Source organism: Nocardia sp. NPDC004654 (genome assembly GCF_040609595.1).
In the GTDB taxonomy this organism is placed as follows: Bacteria; Actinomycetota; Actinomycetes; order Mycobacteriales; family Mycobacteriaceae; genus Nocardia.
The window spans coordinates 152,030-176,358 of record NZ_JBEXKI010000007.1; the positions used below are offsets into that span (position 1 = coordinate 152,030).

At 69.1% G+C, this 24,329-nt stretch carries 24 protein-coding genes; 13 read left to right on the forward strand and 11 right to left on the reverse strand.

The annotated features are described in order from the left end of the window. The 5 genes from ABZV58_RS23890 to ABZV58_RS23910 form a co-directional block, all read right to left on the reverse strand. Complete coding sequence (locus ABZV58_RS23890) at nt 1–426, reverse strand: DUF350 domain-containing protein (protein WP_067780720.1); 426 nt, start codon at nt 424–426, stop codon at nt 1–3. A gap of 12 nt (nt 427–438) precedes the next feature. After that, entirely contained in the window at nt 439–858 is a 420-nt protein-coding gene (locus ABZV58_RS23895; protein ID WP_097244348.1) for a DUF4247 domain-containing protein, read from the reverse strand. 126 nt (nt 859–984) lie between these two features. Continuing rightward, on the reverse strand, nt 985–1,917 hold the full coding sequence (locus ABZV58_RS23900; RefSeq protein ID WP_355002370.1) for a Ku protein: 933 nt from the start codon (nt 1,915–1,917) through the stop codon (nt 985–987). Then, entirely contained in the window at nt 1,917–3,035 is a 1,119-nt protein-coding gene (locus tag ABZV58_RS23905) for a lycopene cyclase family protein (protein ID WP_355002371.1), read from the reverse strand. Before ABZV58_RS23905 ends, ABZV58_RS23900 begins: the two co-directional genes overlap by 1 nt. An 82-nt stretch (nt 3,036–3,117) precedes the next feature. Further along, complete coding sequence (locus ABZV58_RS23910; RefSeq protein WP_355002372.1) at nt 3,118–3,882, reverse strand: SDR family oxidoreductase; 765 nt, start codon at nt 3,880–3,882, stop codon at nt 3,118–3,120. A 186-nt stretch (nt 3,883–4,068) separates the two neighbouring features. On the opposite strand from ABZV58_RS23910, the gene ABZV58_RS23915 reads away from it, so the two are divergent. Continuing rightward, the gene (locus tag ABZV58_RS23915) at nt 4,069–5,700 is read left to right on the forward strand and encodes an ABC-F family ATP-binding cassette domain-containing protein (protein ID WP_355002373.1); all 1,632 of its coding nucleotides are present in this window, start codon (nt 4,069–4,071) and stop codon (nt 5,698–5,700) included. An 83-nt stretch (nt 5,701–5,783) separates the two neighbouring features. Then, a complete protein-coding gene (locus tag ABZV58_RS23920) occupies nt 5,784–6,023 on the forward strand; it encodes a helix-turn-helix domain-containing protein (protein ID WP_067780848.1) in 240 nt (79 codons plus the stop codon). A gap of 132 nt (nt 6,024–6,155) precedes the next feature. Here the strand turns inward: ABZV58_RS23920 and ABZV58_RS23925 are convergent, their stop codons facing one another. The 4 genes from ABZV58_RS23925 to ABZV58_RS23940 form a co-directional block, all read right to left on the reverse strand. After that, nucleotides 6,156–7,085, reverse strand: a complete 930-nt coding sequence (locus ABZV58_RS23925; RefSeq protein ID WP_355002374.1) for a hypothetical protein — start codon at nt 7,083–7,085, stop codon at nt 6,156–6,158. Between the two features lie 45 nt (nt 7,086–7,130). Continuing rightward, complete coding sequence (locus tag ABZV58_RS23930; protein WP_355002375.1) at nt 7,131–7,586, reverse strand: hypothetical protein; 456 nt, start codon at nt 7,584–7,586, stop codon at nt 7,131–7,133. A 259-nt stretch (nt 7,587–7,845) separates the two neighbouring features. After that, entirely contained in the window at nt 7,846–8,262 is a 417-nt protein-coding gene (locus tag ABZV58_RS23935; RefSeq protein ID WP_355002376.1) for an acyl-CoA thioesterase, read from the reverse strand. A 78-nt stretch (nt 8,263–8,340) separates the two neighbouring features. Beyond that, nucleotides 8,341–8,763 (reverse strand): cupin domain-containing protein, encoded by a 423-nt coding sequence (locus ABZV58_RS23940; RefSeq protein ID WP_355002658.1) that lies wholly within the window; start codon nt 8,761–8,763, stop codon nt 8,341–8,343. 150 nt (nt 8,764–8,913) lie between these two features. Here ABZV58_RS23940 and ABZV58_RS23945 point away from each other — a divergent pair, with 150 nt between their 5' ends. The 3 genes from ABZV58_RS23945 (at nt 8,914) to ABZV58_RS23955 (ending at nt 11,985) form a co-directional block, all read left to right on the forward strand. Further along, nucleotides 8,914–9,420: a MarR family transcriptional regulator gene (locus ABZV58_RS23945; protein ID WP_355002377.1), complete on the forward strand. Its 507-nt coding sequence runs from the start codon at nt 8,914–8,916 to the stop codon at nt 9,418–9,420. 127 nt (nt 9,421–9,547) lie between these two features. Continuing rightward, a complete protein-coding gene (locus ABZV58_RS23950) occupies nt 9,548–10,339 on the forward strand; it encodes a hypothetical protein (protein ID WP_355002378.1) in 792 nt (263 codons plus the stop codon). Nucleotides 10,340–10,479: 140 nt separating this feature from the next. Continuing rightward, on the forward strand, nt 10,480–11,985 hold the full coding sequence (locus tag ABZV58_RS23955) for an amidohydrolase family protein (protein ID WP_355002659.1): 1,506 nt from the start codon (nt 10,480–10,482) through the stop codon (nt 11,983–11,985). Nucleotides 11,986–12,011: 26 nt separating this feature from the next. Here the strand turns inward: ABZV58_RS23955 and ABZV58_RS23960 are convergent, their stop codons facing one another. Beyond that, entirely contained in the window at nt 12,012–12,578 is a 567-nt protein-coding gene (locus ABZV58_RS23960; RefSeq protein WP_011210017.1) for a TetR/AcrR family transcriptional regulator, read from the reverse strand. A 156-nt stretch (nt 12,579–12,734) separates the two neighbouring features. Further along, complete coding sequence (gene acnA / locus ABZV58_RS23965; RefSeq protein WP_355002379.1) at nt 12,735–15,536, reverse strand: aconitate hydratase AcnA; 2,802 nt, start codon at nt 15,534–15,536, stop codon at nt 12,735–12,737. A 287-nt stretch (nt 15,537–15,823) separates the two neighbouring features. Between acnA and ABZV58_RS23970 the strand changes: the two genes are divergently transcribed. The 8 genes from ABZV58_RS23970 to ABZV58_RS24005 all read left to right on the forward strand — a co-directional run bounded on the left by ABZV58_RS23970 (nt 15,824) and on the right by ABZV58_RS24005 (nt 24,214). Continuing rightward, on the forward strand, nt 15,824–16,402 hold the full coding sequence (locus ABZV58_RS23970; protein ID WP_355002380.1) for a DUF6676 family protein: 579 nt from the start codon (nt 15,824–15,826) through the stop codon (nt 16,400–16,402). 266 nt (nt 16,403–16,668) lie between these two features. Further along, complete coding sequence (locus ABZV58_RS23975) at nt 16,669–18,087, forward strand: NlpC/P60 family protein (protein WP_355002381.1); 1,419 nt, start codon at nt 16,669–16,671, stop codon at nt 18,085–18,087. A 115-nt stretch (nt 18,088–18,202) separates the two neighbouring features. Then, complete coding sequence (locus ABZV58_RS23980) at nt 18,203–19,384, forward strand: MoxR family ATPase (protein WP_355002382.1); 1,182 nt, start codon at nt 18,203–18,205, stop codon at nt 19,382–19,384. Nucleotides 19,385–19,416: 32 nt separating this feature from the next. After that, a complete protein-coding gene (locus ABZV58_RS23985) occupies nt 19,417–20,373 on the forward strand; it encodes a DUF58 domain-containing protein (RefSeq protein WP_355002383.1) in 957 nt (318 codons plus the stop codon). Next, nucleotides 20,370–21,374, forward strand: coding sequence for a VWA domain-containing protein (locus tag ABZV58_RS23990; RefSeq protein WP_355002384.1), 1,005 nt, complete (start codon nt 20,370–20,372; stop codon nt 21,372–21,374). Before ABZV58_RS23985 ends, ABZV58_RS23990 begins: the two co-directional genes overlap by 4 nt. Nucleotides 21,375–21,454: 80 nt before the next feature. Continuing rightward, nucleotides 21,455–22,177: a 3-oxoacyl-ACP reductase FabG1 gene (gene fabG1 / locus ABZV58_RS23995; RefSeq protein ID WP_355002385.1), complete on the forward strand. Its 723-nt coding sequence runs from the start codon at nt 21,455–21,457 to the stop codon at nt 22,175–22,177. Between the two features lie 114 nt (nt 22,178–22,291). Continuing rightward, on the forward strand, nt 22,292–23,128 hold the full coding sequence (inhA, locus tag ABZV58_RS24000; RefSeq protein WP_355002386.1) for an NADH-dependent enoyl-ACP reductase InhA: 837 nt from the start codon (nt 22,292–22,294) through the stop codon (nt 23,126–23,128). A 21-nt stretch (nt 23,129–23,149) separates the two neighbouring features. Beyond that, nucleotides 23,150–24,214: a ferrochelatase gene (locus ABZV58_RS24005; RefSeq protein WP_355002387.1), complete on the forward strand. Its 1,065-nt coding sequence runs from the start codon at nt 23,150–23,152 to the stop codon at nt 24,212–24,214. The last annotated feature ends 115 nt before the right edge of the window (nt 24,215–24,329 follow it).

A 24,329-nucleotide genomic window follows, 5' to 3' on the forward strand; every position in this document is an offset into this window, starting at 1 on the left:
TCAGGACAGGCCCGCGGCCACCACGAAGGACACCGCGAGGTGCAGCGCCGCGGTCACCCAGACGGCCGGGTGAATCGCGCCGTCCGCGACCACATCTCGGAACTGGCCGGGCGTGAGCAGGTCCAGCAGCAGGAACGACAGCGCCATCGCGCCGAGACCGATCACGCCGTACACCGCGCTGGCCAGCAGCGCCTCACCGATCGCGCCCTGGGAGGTCCAGATCGCCATCGCCACGATGATCCCGACGCCGAGCAGGTTCGACGCCACGAGCAGCGACGCGTTCCGGTTCCGCTCGACCCAGATCTGCTCGCGCAGGTTGCCGGGCGTGATGACGTCCACCAGCACGAAACCGAGCGCCATCAACGCGATACCGACGCCGGTGTAGGCGAGCGCCGCGCCCGCGTCGGCCGCGAGGTCTGCCAGCATGTGTTTCTCCTTCTATTTGCCGCTCTGGCCGCGGTATTCGCTGCCCGGCGGCTGGCTCGGCCAGCCGAAACTCGACACCGTCGACTGGTGGCGCCGGTATCCGTTGCCGTACTGGTCGACGAGGATCATCGAGCCCGTCCCGTGCGGGGCGACGGTGATGATGTCGTTGCGATACTGCAGATAGGTGCGATCGCCGACGCGGCGGTTGTCCAGCGGCTGCGAGGCCGCGACGATAGCGCTGCCGACGGCGGCGGGCGCGAGGGCGGCGGTGTAGGCGCGGCCGTCGTTCGCCTGGTCCAGCGAGGTGGCCCGGGAATACTTGGCGGCGACGAAATCGCGCGCGCTCTCGATGTCGTCGCCGCAGCCGACGACCGAGAGCAGCAGCGCGGCCACCGCGACGAAACCGATGACCGTCCTGCCGAGGTGGTGCATGCGTCCCCCCGTAGAGCGCCGGGCCGTACCCGGTAGGTGATACGTCGAGTCCTCTATGTCGAAAACTCGTCGCGCACTGTATCACCGACGCGGCCACCCGCGTCCAGTCCTCGACGCGACAGTGCGCTACGCGCCCTTGCGGGCGGGGGTCTTCTTCGCGGCTTTCTTGGCGGGCTTCTCCGCGGTCTTCTTGGTCGCCTTGGCGGTCTTCTTCGCTGGCGCGGCCTTCTTGGCGGCCTTCTTCTGCGCGCCGCCACCGGAACTCGCCGCGCGCCTTCCGCTGGCCTCGAGGCTGCGTTGCAGCGCGGCGACCAGATCGACCACCTCGGCGTCCATCTCGGCGGGCGCGGCCTCGGGCTTGGTGGTCACCCGGTCGCTGCCGCTGGCGATCGCCTCGTCCAGGATCTTCTGCAGTTCGATCTGGTACTCGTCGGTGAACTGGCTCGGATCGAAATCGTCGGACATGGACTCGACGAGCGTCTCGGCCATCTTGATCTCCTGCGGCCGCGGCTCCGAGGCGTCCTGCAAGGACTCGAACTCGACCGCGCGCACCTCGTCGGGCCACAGCAGCGTCTGCAGCACGAGCATGCCCTCGCGCACCCGCAGCGCGGCGAGCCGGGTCTTCTGGCGCAGCGTGAAGTGGACCAGCGCGGTCCGGTCGATGCGATCGAGCGTGGTGGCCAGCAGCACGTAGGCCTTCGGCGTCGTGGAGTCCGGCTCGAGGTAGTAGCTCTTGTCGAACAGGATCGGGTCGATCTGCTCGGACGGCACGAACTGCAACACCGGGATCTCGTGCTTCTCCGCGGCGGGCAGCCGGGCGAAATCCTCGTCGGAGAGGATCACCCGCTCGCCCTCGGGCGACTCGTACGCCTTGGCGATGTCGACGTACTCCACGGGTTTGTTGTCGACGGTGCAGACGCGCTGGTATTTGATCCGGCCGCCGTCCTTGGCGTGCACCTGGTGGAATTTGATGTCGTGGTCCTCGGTGGCGGTGTACACCTTGACCGGGACGTTTACCAGCCCGAATGCAATCGAGCCCTTCCAGATAGCTCGTGCCATCACTCCATGATGGCCGAACCGCCCCGCGCGCGCGAGCGAACCGGAATCCCCGAGGTCGCGGCGGCGATTCGGATGCGCGATCCGGTGGGAAGCGCCGCGAACAGCGCGCGCATGGCCGCGACGGTGCCGGCGAGATCGGTGCGGCCGGACAGGTAGGCGCGTTGCAGCGGCGCGGGCAAGTCGAAGAAGGCGTCGAAGAACGCGGGGAGGTCAGCGGGCGGCAGCGCGAGCAGCGCGCGCAGCCCGGCCGTGCGCAGGGCCCGTACCGCTCGGGCCGAGGGCGGCCACAGGTCGGCGCCCGTCGCCGCCGCGTCCGCCGCGGCGAGTGCGGACGCCACGCTGTATCCCGTTGCGGGATGGGTGAATCCGCCCGCCGCGCCGAATGCGCGCTGGCACGGTCGGCCGCCCTGCACCGGGAAGCGCACCCGCTCGACGGGCTCGTCGCCGTGGAGCGCGATGCCGCGGGCGCGCAACCGGTGCCGAAGGCGGGTGCGCAGTTCGCCGGTGTCCAGCGCGGGCCGCCCGGCCAGACAGGTCTCCTCGAGCAGCATCGCCCCGCCGCCCAGCGGAACCGCGTACAGGAACGAGCGCGGCGCGGCCGGATGCGCGCCGTTGTCGGCGCGCCAGTCCATGAACAGCGGCTCGATGCCCGCGGCGGCCGTGTCGTCGACGAGCACGCCGTAGGCGGTTTGTTCGGCGCGGGCGGGGGAGCGGGCGATCCCGCGCGCGTCGATCACCCGCTCGGCGGGCAGCGTCCGGCCCGAGGCCAGCGTCACGCCGTGCCGTTCGAGCCGCACGGCGCGCTCGGCGACGATCTCCGCGCCCGTCAGATCCAGCGAGTTCTGCAACCGCCCCGTGTCGAGCACGACGTAGGCACGATCGAGTTCGTGGCGGCGCGCGCCCCACGCGGTGGGGCGGGCGACCGTCGCGGCCGTGACCGCCGGATCGAGCCACCCGGGCAGTTCGTCCGCCCAGGCGGCGTAGGTCGCGGTCCACGGCCGTGCGGGCGCGGGATCGACCACGGTGACCGCCATGCCGCGGGCCAGGCAGCGGTGCGCGAGCGCCCGCCCGGCGGGGCCGAGACCGCAGACGACGATGTCGGTCACGACGGCCGCCATCGCTCAGGCTCGATCGGCCGCCGCCCTGCCGGGTGCGGCCGCTGTCGCCCGACGATGACCGGCTGCCGTCGCCCGCCGTCGATCAGATGCCGCCGGTGGAGAGCAGGCCGCCGTCGACGCGCACGGTCTCGCCGGTGATCCACGCGGCCTCGTCCGAGACCAGGAACGCGATCAGCCGCGCGACGTCCTCGGGCACGCCGAGCCGCTTCATCGGATACGCGGCGGCGGCTCGCTCCTCGTCGGCGGAGTAGAGCGCGTCGGCGAACTTGGTCTTGACCACGCCCGGGGCCACCGCGTTCACCCGGATCTTCGGGCCGAGCTGCCAGGCCAGCTCGTCGGTGAGGTGGATGAGCGCGGCCTTGGAGGCGCCGTAGGCGGCGATCACGCCGCTGGACCGGATGCCAGCGACGCTGGCGACGTTCACGATCGCGCCGCCGTTGTCGCGCATCCAGGCCTTGTACGCCTCCTGGATGTAGCCGAGCGCGGCGACCACGTTGACGTCGAAGATCTTGCGCACCGCGTCCAGGTCCGCGTCCATCAGCGCGCCGTAGATCGGGTTGATGCCGGTGTTGTTGATCAGGATGTCGAGCGAGCCGAACTCCGAGACCGCGCGCTCGACCGCGGCGGCGCGGCTCTCCGCCTCGCCGGAATTGCCCGCCAGCGCGACGACCTGGCCCTGGTGGCCGAGGGCACGCAGCTCGGCGGCCGCCTCCTCCAGCGGTTCCGGTTTCCGCGCGGTGATCACCACGTTCGCGCCGCGGCGCAGCAGCTCGGCCGCCACGGCCTTGCCGATGCCCCGGCTGGCCCCGCTGACCAGCGCGCTTTTGCCCAACAGATCGGTACTCATGCCATCGCACGCTACCGAAGCCGGTCGAACGGCAGTTATCGCGGTCACACCGGCTTCCTCGGCTGCGGGGCCCGTCGCGGGCACAGGTAAAATCGGTGGTTCTTGTGCATCGAGGGGCGCACAATCGAGCAGCGACTGCCCGGCCCCGCCATGCCACGACCACCACCATCCGTGAGGAGCCCATCTGTGATCACCGCGACCGACCTCGAGGTTCGGGCCGGAGTCCGGACCCTGCTGTCGGCGCCCGGTCCCGCGCTGCGGGTACAGGCCGGTGACCGCATCGGACTGGTCGGGCGCAACGGCGCGGGCAAGACGACGACGCTGCGCATCCTCGCCGGCGAGGGCGAGCCGTACGCCGGAAAGATCCTGCGCTCCACCGAGATCGGCTATCTGCCGCAGGATCCCAAGGAAGGCAACCTGGACGTGCTCGCGCGCGACCGAGTGCTCTCCGCGCGCGGTCTGGACACGCTGATCCGCGACATGGAGAAGCAGCAGGCGCTGATGGCCGAGGTGGCCGACGAGAAGGAGCGCGAGAAGGCGGTCCGCAAGTACGGCAGGCTCGAAGAGCGCTTCTCGGCGCTGGGCGGCTATGTCGCCGAGAGCGAAGCCGCGCGGATCTGCCACAGCCTGGGGCTGCCCGACCGGGTGCTCGGCCAGCCGCTGCGCACCCTCTCCGGCGGTCAGCGCCGCCGAATCGAGCTGGCGCGCATCCTGTTCTCCGCCTCCGACGGCAGCGGCGGGCGCTCGGATCGCATCCTGCTGCTCGACGAGCCGACCAACCACCTCGACGCCGACTCCATCACCTGGCTGCGCGGGTTCTTGCAGAACCACGACGGCGGTCTGATCGTGATCAGCCACGACGTCGAACTGCTCGACGCGGTGGTCAACAAGGTGTGGTTCCTCGACGCCGTGCGCGGCGAGGCCGACGTCTACAACATGGGCTGGAAGAAGTACCTCGACGCCCGCGCCACCGACGAACAGCGCCGCCGCCGCGAGCGCGCCAACGCCGAGAAGAAGGCGTCCGCGCTCAAGGCGCAGGCCGCCAAGCTCGGCGCCAAGGCGACGAAAGCCGTTGCGGCACAGAACATGGTCAAGCGCGCCGAGCGACTGCTCAACGAGCTGGACGACGTGCGCGTCGCCGACAAGGTGGCCAGGATCAAGTTCCCCGAGCCCGCCGCCTGCGGCAAGACGCCGCTGATGGCCGAGAACCTGACCAAGATGTACGGCTCGCTGGAGATCTTCACCGGTGTGGACCTGGCGATCGACCGCGGCAGCCGGGTCGTGGTGCTCGGCCTCAACGGCGCGGGCAAGACCACGCTGCTGCGCCTGCTCGCCGGGGTGGAGCAGCCGTCGGCGGGCGGGCTGGTGCCGGGGCACGGTCTGAAGATCGGCTACTTCGCCCAGGAGCACGACACCCTCGACGACGACGCCACCGTGTGGGAGAACATCCGGCACGCGGCGCCGGACGCGGGCGAACAGGATCTGCGCGGCCTGCTCGGCGCGTTCATGTTCACCGGTCCGCAGCTCGACCAGCCCGCGGGCACCCTCTCCGGCGGTGAGAAGACCCGCTTGGCGCTGGCCGGTCTGGTGTCCTCGGCGGCCAATGTGCTGTTGCTCGACGAGCCGACCAACAACCTTGACCCGGTGTCTCGCGAACAGGTGCTCGACGCGCTGCGCACCTACGCCGGGGCCGTCGTCCTGGTGACCCACGATCCGGGCGCCGCGGAAGCTTTGTCGCCGGAGCGGGTCATTCTCCTCCCCGATGGCACCGAGGACCACTGGTCCGCGGAATATTTGGAACTGATTCAGCTCGCGTGAGTTTCATCACACGAACCCGTTGATCAAGGCCTGTTCAGTGCTTAGCCTGGAATGACGCGCTGCTCGGCGACTCGGAGGAAGCCATGAGCGACAGGGCCACACAAAGCAAGGCCACATTGGGTAAGGGCACACGCGTCACGGGGAAATCGCGTGACCGTCTGCAATCGCAGCTGAAGAAGCAATACGAGGCGGGCGCCAGCATCCGTTCGCTGGCGCGCTCGACGGGACGCTCCTACGGTTTCATCCACAACGTGCTGGTGGAGTCGCATGTGCAGCTCCGCAGCAGGGGTGGTGCGAACCGGCGTAAGAGCCCCGGCAAGTAACGCCGACGCTCGCTCGAATCCGGCGGCTGCGCACAGTCTTTCGCAGCCACCGCGGGAAATTCTTCGCGTCGGCGTCGTCCCTTCGCCGGGACGGTGCCGACGAGAGGAGGAGCGGGAGACCCGTACCGGCGGTCAGTAGCCGGGAACCATGCCGTCGCTGTGCACGAGCAGGTTGGACAGGCTCTGGAAGATCGGCATGCCGGTCTTGATCTCCAGGTAGGCGAACTGCCCCTGGGGGTTGACCTCCAGGAAGTAGTACTCGCCGTCCAAGCCGAGGCGCAGGTCGAGGACCCCGAAGCTGAGCCCGAGCGCGCCCATGAGCGTGGCCAGGGATTTGCTGACCGAGGCGGGCAGCTGGTCGCGGGTGAACTCGACGGAGGTGTCCAGCCGGGAGTCGACCCGGCCGACGCCCGCCTGGGAGTCGATGCGCACCGTCCAGGCGATGCCGTCCACCCACACCACCCGCAGGTCGCATTCGGCCTGGATGTAGTCCTGGAAGGTGGTCGGCGCCGACCGGATGCCCGCCAGCTTGCCGAAATCGGCGGCGGTGATGATCCTGGTCTCGGCGAATTCCGCGCGTCCCGTGCCGGTGCGCTTGTAAACCACTGCGCCGGGCCGTGATTCGACGAAGCTGCGCGCCTCGTCCGGATCGTTGGTGATCAGCGTCTCCGGGATCGCGAACCCGGCGCGCTGTGCCGTCTCCAATTGGACGATCTTGCGCGCCGCGGTGCGGTCGGCGCCGGGATCGTTGATCCAGAACGCCGGGATCGACCACAGCAGGCCCTGGATGAAGCCGTCGCACTCGGCCTGGCGGTAGGCGTCGTCGGAGGCGCGCACGCCGCCGGGCACCTGGCACGGGTGCGGTCGCCGCCACCACACCGAACGGACGGTGTCGAGCCCGATGACGTGCGAGAGCGAGCGCGTGGTGCCGAGGCGGTCCAGCCGGAAACTGCCCGACTCACGCGGGAAATCGCGCAGGTCGAGGTGTATCGGACTGAGCCCGTGGTGTTCTCGCAATGTCGCCGCCATCGCCGTGGCGTGCAGATCATCGGATTCGGACACGATCAGGACCGAGCCTGGGAGCCGGCTCACCATCGGCGGGTCCGCTCAGTCGAGGCTGTCGCAGTTGATGCCGTCGTCACTCGTCGCGAACGATTTCGTCTGACAGTAGGTATAGGTCGCACCGGTGCCCGCCGGATAGTCCACGAGCCGAAGTCGATCGGCCCAGGTGGCCGTGAGTTGTTGCAGCAGTTCGTCTCCCAGCGCTTCCGAGGGCGCGGCAGCGATGGTCATCGGCCGGTCGACGAGGTCGATGCGCAGCCGCTGGGTGAAGTCGGCGGTGGCGCCGGGGCGGATGTCCACCAGAACCGGTCGGCCGTCGCCCGCTTGGTCGTCGGTGACGTTGTCGAGCATGCGGAGCACATCGTCACGGCGGAAGGTCCACGTGCCCTCGGCGACACGGACGGTGATCTCGCGTTCCGACTCGGCCACCAAGAGGCCCTGCAGTGCGGGTACGCGGTCTTCCGTCGACGTGACACCGGGTCGGTGGATTGCGTCGGCCATGGTCTGCTCTCCGATCTGCTCGCGATTTGCCAGGACCCCCGAGCGTGAACTGGATCATAACGCGGAAGGGGTCGGCCCCGGCCCGGATCGAAAGATTTCACGGCCGTTGGCAAACCGGATCCGGACACGGAAGGCGCTAGCGCCGAAAGATTTTCGGCAGTCCGAAAATAGCCCTACCGCAATCTTCTAGCTATTTCCGATTGGGGGTAGCGGACGGGTATTGCCCAAGATTGGCGGCCATGTCGACCGCCGCGCCACGCTACAGGTCGAGCAGATCGGGTCGTTCGGCGAGGGCTCGGAAACGCTCGCCCGGATCGGCGACCAGCTTGCGCTCGGCCAGATCGAGCAGGCCGCCGACGACGGCGATCTCGGCCGACACCGTACCGTCGAGCTTGCGGATCTGCTGGCGCATCCGGAAGATCTTGCCTTCGGTCCAAGCGAATTCGCAGCTGATCGTCACCTCGTCGCCGCCGCGCAGTTCACGGAAGTACTTGATGTTCGTCTCCAGGACCACCGGCCCGACACCGGCCTCGATGAGCTTGTCCTGGGCGACCCCGGCGGCGCGCAGCAGTTCCCAGCGGGCGTGCTCGGCGTACTGGAGGTACACCGCCTGATTCAGGTGGCCCTGGGTGTCGAGCTCGTAACCGCGGACGACGACGGGGACGGAAAAGGTCATATCGAAGCGAACCCGTCGCCGTCCGTTGTTGTTCCCGTTCGCGCTGACGTCTGCGCCACACTCCGGTGCGCGAACGCATCACCGCCGGTTGGCGGTTCGCTCGGCCCACCACCGCGGTGCGTCCACGAAGTGATTGTCGAATTCCTCTTGGGTGGCGGCGAGATCGGCGAGCGTCGCCTCGCCCCTGCCGAGGCGGTCGAGCAGGCGGAAGTACTCGAAACGTTGGACGCCGGGCATGAGCGCGATCAGCAGCCGGGCGGTGCTACCCGGCGCCGCGCCGAACGCGTGCGGCATGAACTTGGGCACCACCAGCGCGCCGCCCGCGCCCACGGTGACGATCTCCTCCCCGGCCAGCACCTGCAGTTCGCCCTCGGCCACATAGAACAGCTCGTCGGACTTGGTGTGGTAGTGCGGCGCGGCGCCGTCGGCGCCCTCGGCCAGGGTGACCTCCAGGCTGCTGACCGACCCGCCGGTCTCGTTCGCGTCGATCAGCAGGCGCATCCGGACGGTGTCGGTCCGCAAGGTCTCCGCGTCGTGCGGCTGACGGAGGGCGAAGTCGCGGCGGGGAAGGGTGGCGGTCATGACGGCTCCTGTAGTTCGGCGATTGATAATTCGGTACCGAACTATATCCCGGCGAATAGAATCCTGTCCATGACCGAAGCGAAACCCGATCCGGTGGACGCCATCGCCGAACAGTGGCGGCGCGAGCGGCCCGATCTCGACCTGGAGGCGATGGCGATCGTCGGGCGGCTCTGGCGGCTCATGGTCGTGGCGCAGCAGGCGATCGAAGCGGTCTTCACCGCACACGGATTGCAGCGCGGCGAGTTCGATGTGCTTGCGGCGCTGCGCCGTTCGGGCGAACCGTTCCAGCTGAACCCGTCCGTGCTCGCCGACACGCTGATGCTCTCCCGCGCGGGCATGACCGGCCGCCTGGACCGGCTGGAATCGGCGGGACTGGTGCGCCGCATCGCCGACGCGGCTGATCGGCGCGCCGTTCGGGTGGCGCTCACCGACGCGGGCCGGGAACTGGTCGACACCGCGGTGACGGCACACACCCGCAACGAGACCCGCATCCTCTCGGTGCTCTCGGCGCAGGACCGCAAAGATCTCGACCGCATCGCGCGGAGTCTGCTCGCCAGTCTCGAAAACGACGACTGACATTCGGCCCGGGCGCGTCGGGGAAACCGTCGCGCGAAATCGAGTAGTGCGCTACTCGTGTGCGGGGCGGCGCGCGGCCCTACGGTGTGGCTCTGCTTTCAGACCACCAGGCGGGCAAGGAGAAACGATGATCGACATCATCACCCTCCGGGGCACCGGCGAGCCCCGCAACCCGGACGGCGCGCCCGCGGGCATGCTGCGCGACGTCACCAAACTGCTCGACCCGGAGAAGTTCACCGCGTTCGAGCCGAACTGGCCCGCCTCGGTCGGGCCCGCGCCGGAGGTGTGGGGTCCCTCGCTGGAGACCTCGGTCCGGCTCGGCGTCGCCGCCGGGGTGCGCGCCATTCAGGATTCGCCGAATGTCTGTGGGTTGCTGAGCTATTCGCTCGGCGGTATCTGCGCGAGCCGGATATTGGAGGGTGTGCGGTCGGGCAAGTACAAGAACTTCGACGGCTCGCCGCTGGAGATCGCGTTCGTGGTCAACATCGCCAATCCGGTGCGCAAAGCGGGTCAGTCCGTGGGGAATCTGTGCCCGCCGTCCACCTACGGACTGCACGGCCAGCGCGGCGCGTGGCCCAGCCTCGACGTCCGGGAATACGCCAATCCCGGCGACATCATCACCTCCTCGCCGCCGGATTCCCCGCTGCGCGTGATCGATGCCGGCATCTCCCCGTTCTCGTTCGTCGAGGGCGCTCGCTTCGGCAACGTGACGCCGCTGATCTTCGAGGAACTGCTGCGCTTCCTGTTGCGGAACCCGCTGGCCAATCTGAACCGCTACACCGCGGCCGTGCAGGGCGTCATCGGCTACCTCACCCCGTGGCCCGACGGTCAGCACGTCCTGTATTCCGGCCACAACATGCCCGGCACGAACGTCCTCTGGACCACCCACGCCGCCGACTACCTCAACGACACCTACTGACGCGCCCGCCGTCGACCACCCTGCGCCCGCCCTCGGCGTACAGTCTCTCGCGAGACACCGCGAGCCCGAAAACCTCTGCGAGACAGTGCGCTCGGGCTCGACAGTCGGATCGGGCAGCAGGGAGAGCGGACGTGACCGAGATGAACCGCGGGCAGTTCCTGACGTGGTTGGCGGGCAGCGCCGTCGGCGCGGTGACCGGTGGCGTGCTAACGGGCGCGATCGCCGAGGCGGAACCGAACGCGCCGGTGACGGTCCTGGTGGGGGCCACGGTGATCGACGGGACGGGCGGGCCGCCGCGACCGGACACCACCGTAGTGCTGGCGGGCGATCGGATCGTCGCGGTCGGGCGTTTTCCCGACCTGCCGACGCCGCCGGTGCGGACCATCGATCTGCGCGGCAAGTTCGTCATCCCCGGTCTGTGTGACATGCACACGCACGTCGCCACGGCGGAGCGGACCTTTCCGCCGATGTATCTCGCCTATGGCGTCACCGGCATTCGCGAGATGTGGGGCTTCCCCGAGACGCATTCGCTGCGTCGGCGCATCGAGGGCGGTGAACTACCCGGACCCCGGATGCTGGTGGCCAGCAGCATCATCGACGGCCCGCCCGTTATCTGGCCCGGCTCGGAAGGCGTGGCGACCGACGCCGAAGCTCGTGCGGCGGTCCGCAGGGCACACGGCACGGGCGCGGATTTCGTCAAGGTGTACTCCCAGCTGACGCGGGAGACTTTCGGAGCCATCGCCGGCGAGTCGCGCCGGGTCGGGCTGCGTTTCGCGGGCCACGTGCCCTATCGCATTCCGGTCGAGGAGGCCGTCGAGACGGGTCTGTACACCCTCGAGCACATGTACGGCATGCTGACCGCCGCGTCCGCGCGGGCATCGGAGCTGCAAGCCGAAATCGACGCCATGCCTGCCGATCCCGGGCACCCCGAGGGCTGGCTCGCGCAGCGTGCCCGGCTGGAGCGCGAGGCGGCCGAGACCTACGACCCGGCACGTGCGGCGCGTCTGTCCGACCTGATGATCCGGCGCGGCTGCTGGCAGTCACCGACCCTCGCCGTGCAACGCCGGCTCGTGACCGGAAGCGGATATCCGCCACCGGACGATCCGTCCGCCGAGGACATGCTGCGGCGCTACATGCCCGAGAGCATCCGGCAGTTCTGGACGGGCTACCGAACCGCTCCGTCGACGCCGGAGCAAATCGCCGAGCGGGAGTTCGCCTTCCGAGTGCGGCTGGATCTGCTCGCGGCGATGGCGGAGGCCGGTGTCGGGATCGTCGCGGGCACCGACGCCGGAAATCCCTATGTGTTCCCGGGCTATTCGTTGCACGAGGAGCTGGAACTCCTTGTGCGAGCGGGCCTGGCGCCGATGCGGGCGTTGCAAGCCGCCACGCGCGACGCGGCCCGCTGCGCGGGATGGGAACACCTGTCCGGCACCGTCGCACCGGGGAAGTTCGCGGATCTCGTTGTGCTGGACGCCGACCCGCTGGCGAGCATCGGCAACACCCGGAGTATTCACGCGGTCGTCAGCCGGGGCCGTTACCTGTCCGGCGCGGACCGGGAACGGATGCTGCGGGAGGTCGAGATGGCCGCACAGGAGCCGTCGCCGGCGTTCGTCCCAGGTGGTTCGCTCGGACGGTGCTGCGGCTGATCGCGGCTCAGTCCTTGCGGCGGAGCTCAGTCTTTACGGCGGACCGAGGCTTCGACGAGGTCGAGGACCGCGGAGAGGTTCTCGTTGGTGTGGCCGGAGGCGATACGGGCGATGAGGCCGTCGAGGACGAGGTCGAGATAGCCGAGCAGGACGTCGGTGGGGACGTCGTCGCGCAGCGCGCCCGCGGCCTTGCGCCGCTCCAGGCGGGCCAGGGTGGCCGCGGTCAGCTCGGCGGAGCGCTGGGTCCAGCCCGCGCGGAACTCGGGATCGGTGCGCAGCCTGCGCGCGATCTCCAAACGGGTGCCGAGCCAATTGAATTGCTCGGGGTGGGCGAGCATATCGCGCATCACCTGCACGATGCCCTGGTTGGCCGCGACGTCGGCCATGCGCTCGGCGTCCTCCTGCGCGAGCGCGAGGAACAGCGCGTCCTTGTCGCGGAAGTGGTGGAAGATGGCGCCGCGAGACAGTCCGATGGCCTCTTCCAGGCGACGCACGGTGGCGCCGTCGTAGCCGTATTCGGCAAAGCAGCGTCGCGCCCCGTCGAGGATCTGACTGCGCCGGGCGGCGAGGTGGTCATCGCTGACCTTGGGCATGGGCGTGGCTCCTCCGAAAGAGTGACGCTGCGGGATGCGGAGAGGTCCGCGCACCGCCGTGGCGATGCGCGGACCTTCCGCACTGGCGACGAGCCGGCTACCCGGCTCGGCCGCGAATCATCGGTCGACCCCGCGTGCGCGGGGAACGCTCGAGGATCAGCCGCGAATCATGTTCCGCAGCACGTACTGCAGGATGCCGCCGTTGCGGTAGTAGTCGGCCTCACCGGGGGTGTCGATCCGGACCACCGCGTCGAAGACGACCTTCTCGCCGCTCTCCTTGGTGGCGGTCACCTTCAGGGTCTTCGGAGTCACACCCTCGTTCAGCTTGGTGATGCCCTCGATGTCGAAGACCTCGGTGCCGTCCAGGCCCAGCGACTTGGCGCTCTCACCGGCCGGGAACTGCAGCGGGACGACGCCCATACCGATGAGGTTGGAGCGGTGGATGCGCTCGAACGACTCGGTGATGACCGCCTTCACGCCCAGCAGGCGGGTGCCCTTGGCCGCCCAGTCACGCGACGAACCCGAGCCGTACTCCTTGCCGCCCAGCACGACCAGCGGGATGCCCGCGGCCTGGTAGTTCTGCGAGGCGTCGTAGATGAAGGCCTGCGGGCCGCCGTCCTGGGTGAAGTCGCGGGTGTAACCGCCCGAGACGTCGTCGAGCAGCTGGTTGCGCAGCCGGATGTTGGCGAAGGTGCCGCGGATCATCACCTCGTGGTTACCGCGACGCGAGCCGAGGGAGTTGTAGTCCTTGCGCTCCACGCCGTGCGAGTCCAGGTACTGCGCGGCCGGGGTGCCGGGCTTGATCGGACCGGCCGGGCTGATGTGGTCGGTGGTGACCGAGTCGCCCAGCAGCGCGAGGACGCGCGCGCCCTTGATGTCGGCGACCGGCGACGGCTCCATCTCCATGCCGTCGAAGTACGGCGCCTTGCGGACGTAGGTCGAGTTCTCGTCCCACGCGAAGGTGTCGCCCTCGGGGGTGGACAGGTTCTGCCAGCGCTCGTCGCCCTTGAAGACGTCGGCGTAGGACTTGGTGAACATGTCGCGGTTGATCGCCGACTTGATGGTGTCGTCGATCTCCTGCGGGGACGGCCAGATGTCGCGCAGGTAGACGTCGTTGCCTTCGGTGTCCTTGCCGAGCGAGTCGGTCTCGAAGTCGAAGTCCATGGTGCCCGCGAGCGCGTAGGCGATGACCAGCGGCGGCGAGGCCAGGTAGTTCATCTTCACGTCGGGGGAGATGCGACCCTCGAAGTTGCGGTTGCCGGAGAGCACCGCGGTGACCGAGAGGTCGTTGTCGTTGATCGCCTTGGAGATCTCCTCCGGCAGCGGGCCGGTGTTGCCGATGCAGGTGGTGCAGCCGAAACCGCCCACGTAGAAGCCGAGCTTCTCCAGGTACGGCCACAGGCCGGCCTTCTCGTAGTAGTCGGCGACGACCTGCGAGCCAGGGGCCATGTTGGTCTTGACCCACGGCTTGGAGGACAGGCCCTTCTCCACCGCGTTGCGGGCCAGCAGGGCGGCGCCGAGCATGACCGACGGGTTGGAGGTGTTGGTGCAGGAGGTGATGCCCGCGACGACGACGGCGCCGTGATCGAGCACGAAGTCGCCACGCTCGGGATCGGAGACCTTGACCGGCTTGGTCGGGCGACCCTCGGAGCCGTTGGCGGCGGTCGGCAGCACGGCGTCGTCCTCGGCGAAGGACAGCACGGCCGGATCGCTGGCCGGGAAGGACTCCTCGACGGCCTCGTCCAGCTGGGTGTGCGGCGCGGTGTCACCCTCGGTGACGTAGTTGCAGATGTCCTTGCGGAAGGCGATCTTGCTCTCCGACAGCAGGATTCGGTCCTGCGGGCGCTTCGGACCGGCGATGGACGGCACCACGGTGCTCAGGTCCAGCTCCAGGTACTCCGAGTAGGCGGGCTCGCGGTCGGCGTCGTGCCACATGCCCTGCTCCTTGGCGTACGCCTCGACGAGCGCGAGCTGCTCGTCGGTGCGGCCGGTGAGGCGCAGGTAGTTGATGGTCTCGGCGTCGATCGGGAAGATCGCCGCGGTGGAGCCGAACTCGGGGCTCATGTTGCCCAGGGTGGCGCGGTTGGCCAGCGGCACCTCGGCGACGCCCTTGCCGTAGAACTCGACGAACTTGCCGACCACACCGTGCTTGCGCAGCATGTCGGTGACGGTGAGCACGACGTCGGTCGCGGTCACGCCGGGCTGGATCTCACCGGTCAGCTTGAAGCCGACGACGCGCGGGATGAGCATGGAGACCGGCTGGCCCAGCATGGCCGCCTCGGCCTCGATGCCGCCGACGCCCCAGCCCAGCACGCCGAGGCCGTTGACCATGGTGGTGTGCGAGTCGGTGCCGACGCAGGTGTCGGGGTAGGCCTGGCCGTTGCGGACCATGACGGTGGGGGCCAAGTACTCGATGTTGACCTGGTGCACGATGCCCATGCCCGGCGGGACGACGCGGAAGTCGTCGAAGGCGCCCTGGCCCCAGCGCAGGAACTGGTAGCGCTCGCCGTTGCGCTCGTACTCGAGCTCGACGTTGCGCTCCAGCGCGTCGGCGCGGCCGAAGACGTCCAGGATGACCGAGTGGTCGATGACCATGTCGGCGGGGGAGAGCGGATTGACCTTGTTCGGGTCGCCACCGAGGGCGGTGACGGCCTCACGCATGGTGGCCAGGTCGACGACACAGGGCACGCCGGTGAAGTCCTGCATGATCACGCGAGCCGGGGTGAACTGGATCTCGGTGTCCGGCTCGGCCGACGGATCCCAGTTCGCGATGGCGCGGATGTGGTCGGCGGTGATGTTGGCGCCGTCCTCGGTGCGGAGCAGGTTCTCCGCGAGGACCTTCAGTGCGTAGGGGAGTTTCTCGGTGCCGGGCACGGCCGAGAGACGGAAGATCTCGTAGGAGTTGCTTCCGACCTCGAGGGTGCCCTTGGCGCCGAAAGTATCGATACTTGTCGTCACGTCAGCTCCACTCGTCTGTGAGGGTTGGCCACCGGCGGGGCTGTGCCGGCGACTCGAGTCTTTGGAGGGGCTCCTGCGCCTGGGAGAGCGCCGGTTCCTCGCGCCACGACTCTAACAGTACGCTTGTCCTGTGAAATACGCGGGGGCCGGTCGGCGTGGCGGGTGGCAGCGTCCGAACATCGGGTCGCGTACTGTGCTTTCGAGCTAGCCGGGGTAATAGTTAGCTCACCCTGCAGTGTTGGATGCCCGTCGCAGCGCCCGCTGACGCGGCTGGACAGACCGGATGGATGATGGCCCCTTCGTACACCTCGGTGTTCTCCCCCATGGCCGCGGAGCTGCCGCCCACCATCAACGACAGCGCGTTGCGGACCATCAAGGCCGACGTCGCCGACAATCACGTGGCGGCGCCGAAGGGGAAGGACCAGTCGGGACTCGAGGCGATCGTGGCCGAGGCGCGCGCCGACGGGATCCCGCTCAGCATCGTGGTGATTCCCGGCAATCCCGGTCACGACTCCAATCTACGGGACCTGGCCACCGAGATCGGCAAGACCGAACACGGCACCGTCGTGGTGCTCAGCGACGACTGGGTCGGCACCTACAGCGATTCCATCAGCCGGGTGAAGCTGGAGTGGGCCGAGGACGCCGCCAAGAGCAAGCAGGGCAACTCGGTCGAGGCCGCGCGAATCTTCGTCGGCCGCCTCGAAGAGCCGGAAACCTTCTCCTGGACCGCGATCACCAGCGTGTTGCTGGCCGGTACCGCGATCGTCATCGCCGGCCTGTACTGGGTGAAGTCCCGGCGTGCCGCGGCCGAATCCGCCGCCGTCGCGGTCGCCGAACGTGACGACCTCGGCACTCCCGCTCGATAAGCGGTCTCTCTTTCACCACTTTTCATAACGATCGGTTCGTTTTCTTCCCCTAACGCCGATCGGCAATCCGGCTAATTCTTGGCTATGCGCAAATTACGTGCATGTCATTATGTTGCGGATGTTTTCTTGGTGAAAGAAGTGTCGTACGGTTCAAGTAGTTACCGATGGGGAAAGAGTGTTGTCGAGGGTTGCCCGCCGCCCACTGAGCTTGATGGGGCGGTTGGGGCTCGTGAGGCCTAGCCGCGTTCGAGTCCTTGGGAGGTGCGATGCACAAAAAAGGTCCGACCGGTCGGTCGCGTGGCCTATCGGTCGCTCTGGGGTTGCTCGTCTCTGTCGCCGTGGTGTTGACCGCGGGACCGACCACCGCTGTCCCGCCCGCGCCGCCCAATCCGAGCGACGGTGAGATCGCCGCGGCGGGCGCGCGCGTCGACGCGGGCGTCACCGAGGTCGGCGCGCTGATCAACCAGGTGGGCACGGTGAATCAGCAGCTGCAGGAACTCGATGACGCGGTGGCGCGCAAGCGCGAGGAAGTCAACAAGGCGCTCGTCGATTTGCAGAGCGCGCGGGACGCCGCCGACGCGGCCGCCGCCACGGTCGTACAGACCAGGGAAGACCTCTCCGACGCCGGGACGAAGGTCGCGCAGGCGCGGCGCAATTTCGACGAGTTCGCCACCCAGGCCTACACCAGGCCGTCCTCGGGCTCGATGGTCACGTACCTGGCGGCCTCGTCGCCCGGCGGCGCGATCGATCGCTCCCAGGTGCTCGGCCTGGTGACGAAGAACCAACAGCAGGTGCTCGACGCGCTGCGCCGCGCCCAGATCGAGCAGGGCAATCGGAATTCCACTGCGCGCCAAGCCAAATCGGAGGCCGACGCGGCCGCGGCGATGGCCGAGCAGAAGAAGAACGACGCCGAGCACGCCGTCGCCGCGGCCAAGACCGAGCTCGACCAGCAGACGGTGCGGCGCGACACCTTGCTGCGCGAGCGCGACGCCGCGCAGGGCAGGCTCGACAACGCCCGCGCCAACGTCGCCGGACTGCAAGGCCAGCGCGAGGCCTTCCTGGCCTGGGACGAGCGGCGCCGCGCCGAAGAGGCCGCGATCCGCGCCGCCGCGGCGGCCGCGGCCGAACGCGCCGCCGCCGATCAGGCCGCGCGCGACCGAGCCGCCCAGGCGGGCGACGGCAGGCGCCCGCACACCCAGCTCGAGGACGCCCCCGCCCCGCGGCAGAGCACGCCGCGACCCAGCGGACCGGCGGCACGCGGCTCGCAGGCGGTGGAAATCGTGGTGGACCGGGCGCTTTCGCAATTGGGTGTGCAGTACGCCTGGGGCGGCGGCGACGAGAACGGCCCGACGCTCGGTATTCGCGACGGCGGCGTGGCCGACAGCCACGGCGATTACAACAAAGTCGGCTTCGACTGCTCGGGCCTGATGATCTACGCCTTCGCGGGTATCGGCGTCTCGCTGCCGCACTACAGCGGCTATCAATACAACGCTGGCACCCGCGTTCCGGTGGACGAGCGAGCCCGCGGCGACATGCTGTTCTGGGGGCCGAGCGGCAGCCAGCACGTGGCCCTCTACCTGGGCAACGGACAGATGGTCGAGGCGCCGCAGTCGGGCGACGTGGTGAAGGTTTCGCCGGTGCGGGAAAGCGGCATCATGCCCTACGCGGTGCGCATCGTCTCCTGAGAATCGGCCGCCGATCCGGCGCGAATTCCACTGATACCGGAGCCGGTTGCGGCATGCTGCGCGAATACCTGGAATAGTTGGGGCGAGCACGCACGAGACCAAGGCGAAAGCGGGGATGTTGGTGACTTCGACGGACAGCGTGAGCGGGGCGGATCTGGCGAAAGGTGCGCCAGAGCCCGCGTCGGGCACCCTGGAGCGTGACGTTCAGACCCTGGAGAAGGCGATCTACGAGGTCAAGCGGGTCATCGTGGGCCAGGATCGGCTCGTCGAACGGCTGCTCGTCGGTGTCCTCGCGCGCGGCCACGTGCTGCTCGAGGGCGTGCCGGGCATCGCGAAGACCCTGGCCGTGGAGACCTTCGCCAAGGTGGTCGGCGGTTCCTTCTCTCGCGTCCAGTTCACCCCCGATCTGGTGCCGACCGACCTGATCGGTACCCGCATCTACCGTCAGGGCCGCGAGGAGTTCGACACCGAACTCGGGCCGGTCGTCGCCAATTTCGTGCTCGCCGACGAGATCAACCGCGCGCCCGCCAAGGTGCAGTCCGCGCTGCTCGAGGTGATGGCCGAGCGGCATGTGTCGATCGGCGGCAAGACCTACCCGATGCCGGATCCCTTCCTGGTCATGGCGACTCAGAACCCGATCGAGAGCGAGGGCGTCTACCCGCTGCCCGAGGCGCAGCGCGACCGCTTCCTGTTCAAGGTCGTCGTCGACTACCCCTCCGTCGAGGAGGAGCGCGAGATCATCTACCGGATGGGCGTCACGCCGCCGGAGGCCAGGCAGGTCCTCGGTCCGGAGGACCTGATCCGGCTGCAGAAGGTCGCGGCCAACACCTTCGTGCACCACGCGCTGGTCGACTACGTGGTCCGGGTGATCGCGGCGACCCGCAAGCCGCTCGACTTCGGCATGGCCGACGTGGCGAACTGGATCGCCTACGGCGCCTCGCCGCGCGCCAGCCTCGGCATCATCGCCGCGGCCCGCGCGGTGGCGCTGATCCGTGGCCGCGACTACGTGGTGCCGCAGGACGTGGTCGAGGTGATCCCGGACGTGCTGCGCCACCGCCTGGTGCTGTCCTACGACGCGCTGGCCGACGAGGTCAGCCCGGAGGACGTCATCAAGCGGGTGCTGCAGACCGTCGGCCTGCCGCAGGTCGCGCCGCAGGCGGTGCATTCCGGCAGTCAGTCCGCACCCGCACCCGCGCCCGCCGCGCCGCAGCCCGCGAGCCAGCAGCAGATTCCGCAGCCGCCGCAGCAGGGCCAGCCGCAGATGGCCCCGGCCGCCGGCAACCACCAGACCAAGTGACGGCCGCGTCGGCCGCGCCCGAGGTTTCCCGAGTGACAACGTCATCGCACGCACCGCCGTCGTTCCGGGCCGGAGAACTGACCGACCCGCGGCTCTCGGCGGCGCTGAGAACCCTGGAGCTGACCGTGCGCAGGCGCCTGGACGGCGTGCTGCACGGCGACCACCTCGGCTTGATCCCCGGACCGGGCTCGGAGCCCGGCGAGTCCCGGATGTATCAGCCGGGTGACGATGTGCGCCAGATGGATTGGTCGGTCACCGCCCGCACCACGCATCCGCACGTGCGGCAGATGATCGCCGATCGCGAGCTGGAGACGTGGATGGTCGTCGACCTCTCGGCCAGCCTCGACTTCGGCACGGCGGCCTGCCAGAAACGCGATCTGGCGATCGCGGCCGCCGCGGCGATCACCCACCTCACCAGCGGCGGCGGCAACCGGATCGGCGCGGTCGTCGCCACCGGCGAGCAGCTGGTGCGAATTCCCGCGCGCAGCGGGCGGATTCACGCCCAGTCGCTGCTGCGCGGCGTGGCGACCACCCCGCACGCCCGCGACGGCGTGCGCGGCGATCTGCGCGGCGGCATCGAGTCGCTGCGCCGCCCGCAGCGCAAACGCGGTCTCGCGGTGATCATTTCCGACTTCCTCGGCGATATCGATTGGCAGCGTTCGCTGCGTGCCATCTCCGCGCGGCACGATCTGCTCGCGGTCGAGGTGCTCGATCCGCGCGATCTGGAGCTGCCCGACGTCGGCGATGTGGTGCTGCACGATCCCGAGAGCGGCCGCACCCGCGAGTTCAGCGTGACGCCCACGCTGCGCACCGATTTCGCGGCCGCCGCCCAGCGACACCGCGAGCAGGTCGAGCAGGCGCTGCGCAGCTGCGGCGCGCCGGTGCTCACCCTGCGGACCGACCGGGACTGGATCGCCGACGTGGTCCGGTTCGTTTCCACCCGGCGTCACAGCTTCGGCGCCCCGACCGGGCGGGTGCCGCGCCAGTGAGTATTTCGCATTTCACCGCACTGATCTGGCTCGGTTTCCTCGCGGTCGTCGTGCTGATCGCGCTCGGCTACGTGCTGGTGCAGCGCAGCAGGCATCGCCAGATGCTGCGCTTCACCAACATGGAACTGCTGGAGAAGGTCGCGCCCGCTCGGCCGAGTCCGATCCGGCACGTGCCGATCGCGCTGATGCTGGTCGGCCTGGTGTTGCTGACCGTCGCCGCGGCCGGGCCGACGGCGGTCAAGAAGGTGCCGCGCAACCGCGCGACCGTCGTTCTGGTGATGGACGTTTCGCTGTCCATGGAGGCCACCGACGTACCGCCGACCAGGCTCCAGGTGGCCCAGGAAGCGGGCAAGGAGTTCGTCGACGGCCTGACCCAGGGCATCAACCTCGGCTTCGTCACCTTCGCGGGCACCGCGTCGGTCATGGTGTCGCCGACGACCAACCGGGAATCGGTCAAGGCCGCCATCGACAACATCAAGCTGGCCGAGCGCACCGCCACGGGCGAGGGCATCCTGACGGCCCTGCAATCCATCGACACCCTGGCCACCGTGCTCGGCGGAGCGGAGACCCCGCCGCCCGCGCGGGTCGTGCTGATGTCCGACGGCAAGCAGACCGTGCCGGACGACAAGGACGTCGACAACCCGAGGCACGCGTTCACCGCCGCCCGCCTCGCCAAGAACAAGGGCATTCCGGTGTCCACGATCTCCTTCGGCACCGAATGGGGTTCGGTGGAGATCCCGGATCAGGACGGCCAGGGCTCGCAGCGGGTCAAGGTGCCCGTCGACAACGACTCGTTGCGCGAGATCGCCCAGCTGTCCGGCGGCGAGTTCTACACCGCCTCCAGCCTCGAAGAACTCACCGCCGTCTACGACACTCTCGAAGAGCAGATCGGCTACGAGACGACCCGCGGTGACGCGAGCAGGCCGTGGCTGTTGCTCGGCATGCTGGTCGTCGCCGCGGGCATCGTCACCGGCTTGCTCTATCGTCAACGCCTGCCGTAGCGCCGCGCTCGCTGTGGCATCGCACAAGGTTGCGGTGCCCCGAGCCCGGCGCACGAACCCGAACAGATAGGTTGATGCTTATGTCGAACATCACATCCCGGTCGGTCCTGGTCACCGGTGGCAACCGTGGCATCGGACTCGCTGTCGCGCAGCGCCTGGCAGCCGACGGCCACAAGGTGGCCGTCACTCATCGCGGATCGGGGGCGCCGGACGGACTGTTCGGCGTGAAGTGCGATGTGACCGACGCCGCGTCTGTCGACGCCGCGTTCGCCGAGGTCGAGGCGCACCAGGGTGCCGTCGAGGTGCTGGTCGCCAATGCGGGCATCGTCGACAACACGCTGCTCATGCGGATGAGCGAGGAGCAGTTCACCCGCGTCATCGACGCCAACCTGACCGGCGCATGGCGCTGCGCCAAGCGCGCCAACCGCGCCATGCTGCGGGCCAAGTTCGGCCGGATCATCTTCCTCGGTTCGGTGGTCGGACTCGGCGGCGGCCCCGGCCAGGTCAACTACGCGGCCTCCAAGTCGGGCCTGATCGGTATGGCGCGTTCGATCACCCGCGAGATCGGTTCCCGCAACATCACCTCCAACGTGGTCGCTCCCGGCTTCATCGAGACCGACATGACCCGCGAGGAAGTCACCGAGGAGATGCGCGAGGTGGTCCTCAAGTACGGCGTCCCCGCCGGGCGTCCGGGCCAGCCCGAAGAGGTCGCGGCGGCGATCAGCTTCCTCGCCTCCGACGACGCCTCCTACATCAATGGCGCGGTCATCCCGGTCGACGGCGGCATGGGCATGGGCCACTAGTACTTTCGTTTCCGGGCACGCTGCCCCGAACACCGCGGCGCCGCGCGCCGGGACGATGTCCCGCGCGCGGCGGGGCGACAACTCGACTTTCAACTTCAGGAGAACCGAGAACTCATGGGCGGACTGCTCGAAGGCAAGACCATCCTGGTCACCGGCATCATCACCGACGCGTCGATCGCGTTCCACGCGGCCGCGGTCGCGCAGGAGCAGGGCGCCAAGGTCGTCATCACCGGCATCCCGGAGCGGCTGCGGCTGATCGACCGGATCGCGAAGCGGCTGCCCCAGGAGGTCCCGCCCGCCATCGGTCTCGACGTCACCAACGAAGAGGATCTGGCCGGGCTGGCCGACAAGCTGCGTGAGCTGGCGCCGGAGGGCATCGACGGCGTGCTGCACTCGATCGCGTTCGCGCCGCGCACTCTGATGGGCCCCGAGGCCCGTCCGTTCCTGGACGGTCCCGGCCCCGACGCGGCCAAGGCGTTCGAGATCTCGGCGTGGAGCTACGCCTCGCTGGCCCGCGCGGTGCTGCCGGTCATGAACGAGGGCGGCTCGCTTGTCGGCATGGACTTCGATCCGCGCACCGCGATGCCGTACTACAACTGGATGGGCGTGGCCAAGGCGGCGCTGGAGTCGGTGAACCGCTACGTCGCCCGCGAGGTCGGCGTCGCCAAGCGGGTCCGCTCCAACCTGATCGCCGCGGGCCCGATCAAGACTTTGGCCGCCAAGGCCATCGCGGGCACCGCCACCGACGACGCGGCCAAGCTGAACCAGCTCAACACCTACTGGGACGGTGCGTCGCCGATCGGCTGGGACGTCGACGACCCGACCGTGGTCGCCAAGTCGATCGTCGCGCTGCTGTCGGATTGGCTGCCGGGTACCACCGGCTCGATCATCTACGTCGACGGCGGCGCCAGCCACAACACCTGGTTCCCGGAGAACTGGTCGGCCAACTGAGTTCGTAACAGAGGAGATGCCGTGGCACCGGCCGTCGACGCACTGCTGCTGCTGTCCTTCGGCGGCCCGGAGCGGCCCGAGGACGTGATGCCGTTCCTGGAGAACGTCACCCGGGGCCGCGGGGTGCCGCGCGAGCGACTCGAAGAGGTCGCGCAGCACTACCTGCACTTCGGGGGGGTGTCTCCGATCAACGCGCTCAACCGCGACATCATCGCCGCGGTCGAGCGCGAATTCGCCGCCGCGGGAACGGAATTGCCGGTGTACTTCGGCAACCGCAACTGGCATCCCATGGTCGAGGACACCGTCGCGCGGATGGCCGCCGACGGTGTCCGCACCGCCCTGGTGTTCCCGACCTCCGCGTGGGGCGGCTACTCCGGCTGTCTCCAGTACCACGAGGACATCGTCAGGGCGCGAACGGCGTTCGGCGAGGGCGCGCCGGAACTGGTGAAGCTGCGCCAGTACTTCGACCATCCGCTGCTGATCGAGGCGTTCGCCGACGCGATCCGCGCCGCGGTGGCCGAGATTCCCGCCGAGCGCCGCGACGAGATCCGTTTGGTGTTCACCGCCCATTCGATCCCGGTGTCCGCCGACGCCACCGCGGGCCCGCCCACCGGGGGCGGCGGACTGTACAGCCGCCAGGTCGCGGAGGCGGCCCGGTTGTGCGCGGCCGCAACCGGATTCGGCGACTACGACCTGGTCTGGCAGTCGCGCTCGGGTCCGCCGCAGGTGCCGTGGCTGGAGCCCGACATCGTGGACCACCTCGAGGAGCTGTCCGGCAAGGGTGTATCGGCCGTGGTGGTCTGTCCCGTCGGTTTCGTGTCGGATCACCTCGAGGTCATCTGGGATCTCGACAACGAGGCCAAGGACAAGGCCGCCGAACTCGGCATGGCCTTCGCTCGCGCCGCGACGCCCGGCACCGACCCGCGATTCGCGCGACTGGTGGTGGAGCTGATCGGTGAGCACATCGGCGGCGTCGAACCGCGACGCCTCGGTGCGGTGCCGGGTTACGGCTGCACCCGTAACGGGGAGCCGTGCGCCGTCGGTTGTTGCGCACCGTCTCGCGGCGGTCGGCCCGCGCGGAGCTGAGCCCGATCGGGGCGCAGTCCGTGTGGTTCGATAGCGCTCCGCTCTGAATCGCCCTGGGCCACACCGGTTTCGGTGCGGACTTTGCTCTGCGGTAGCATCGGGGCCGGCCTTCGGG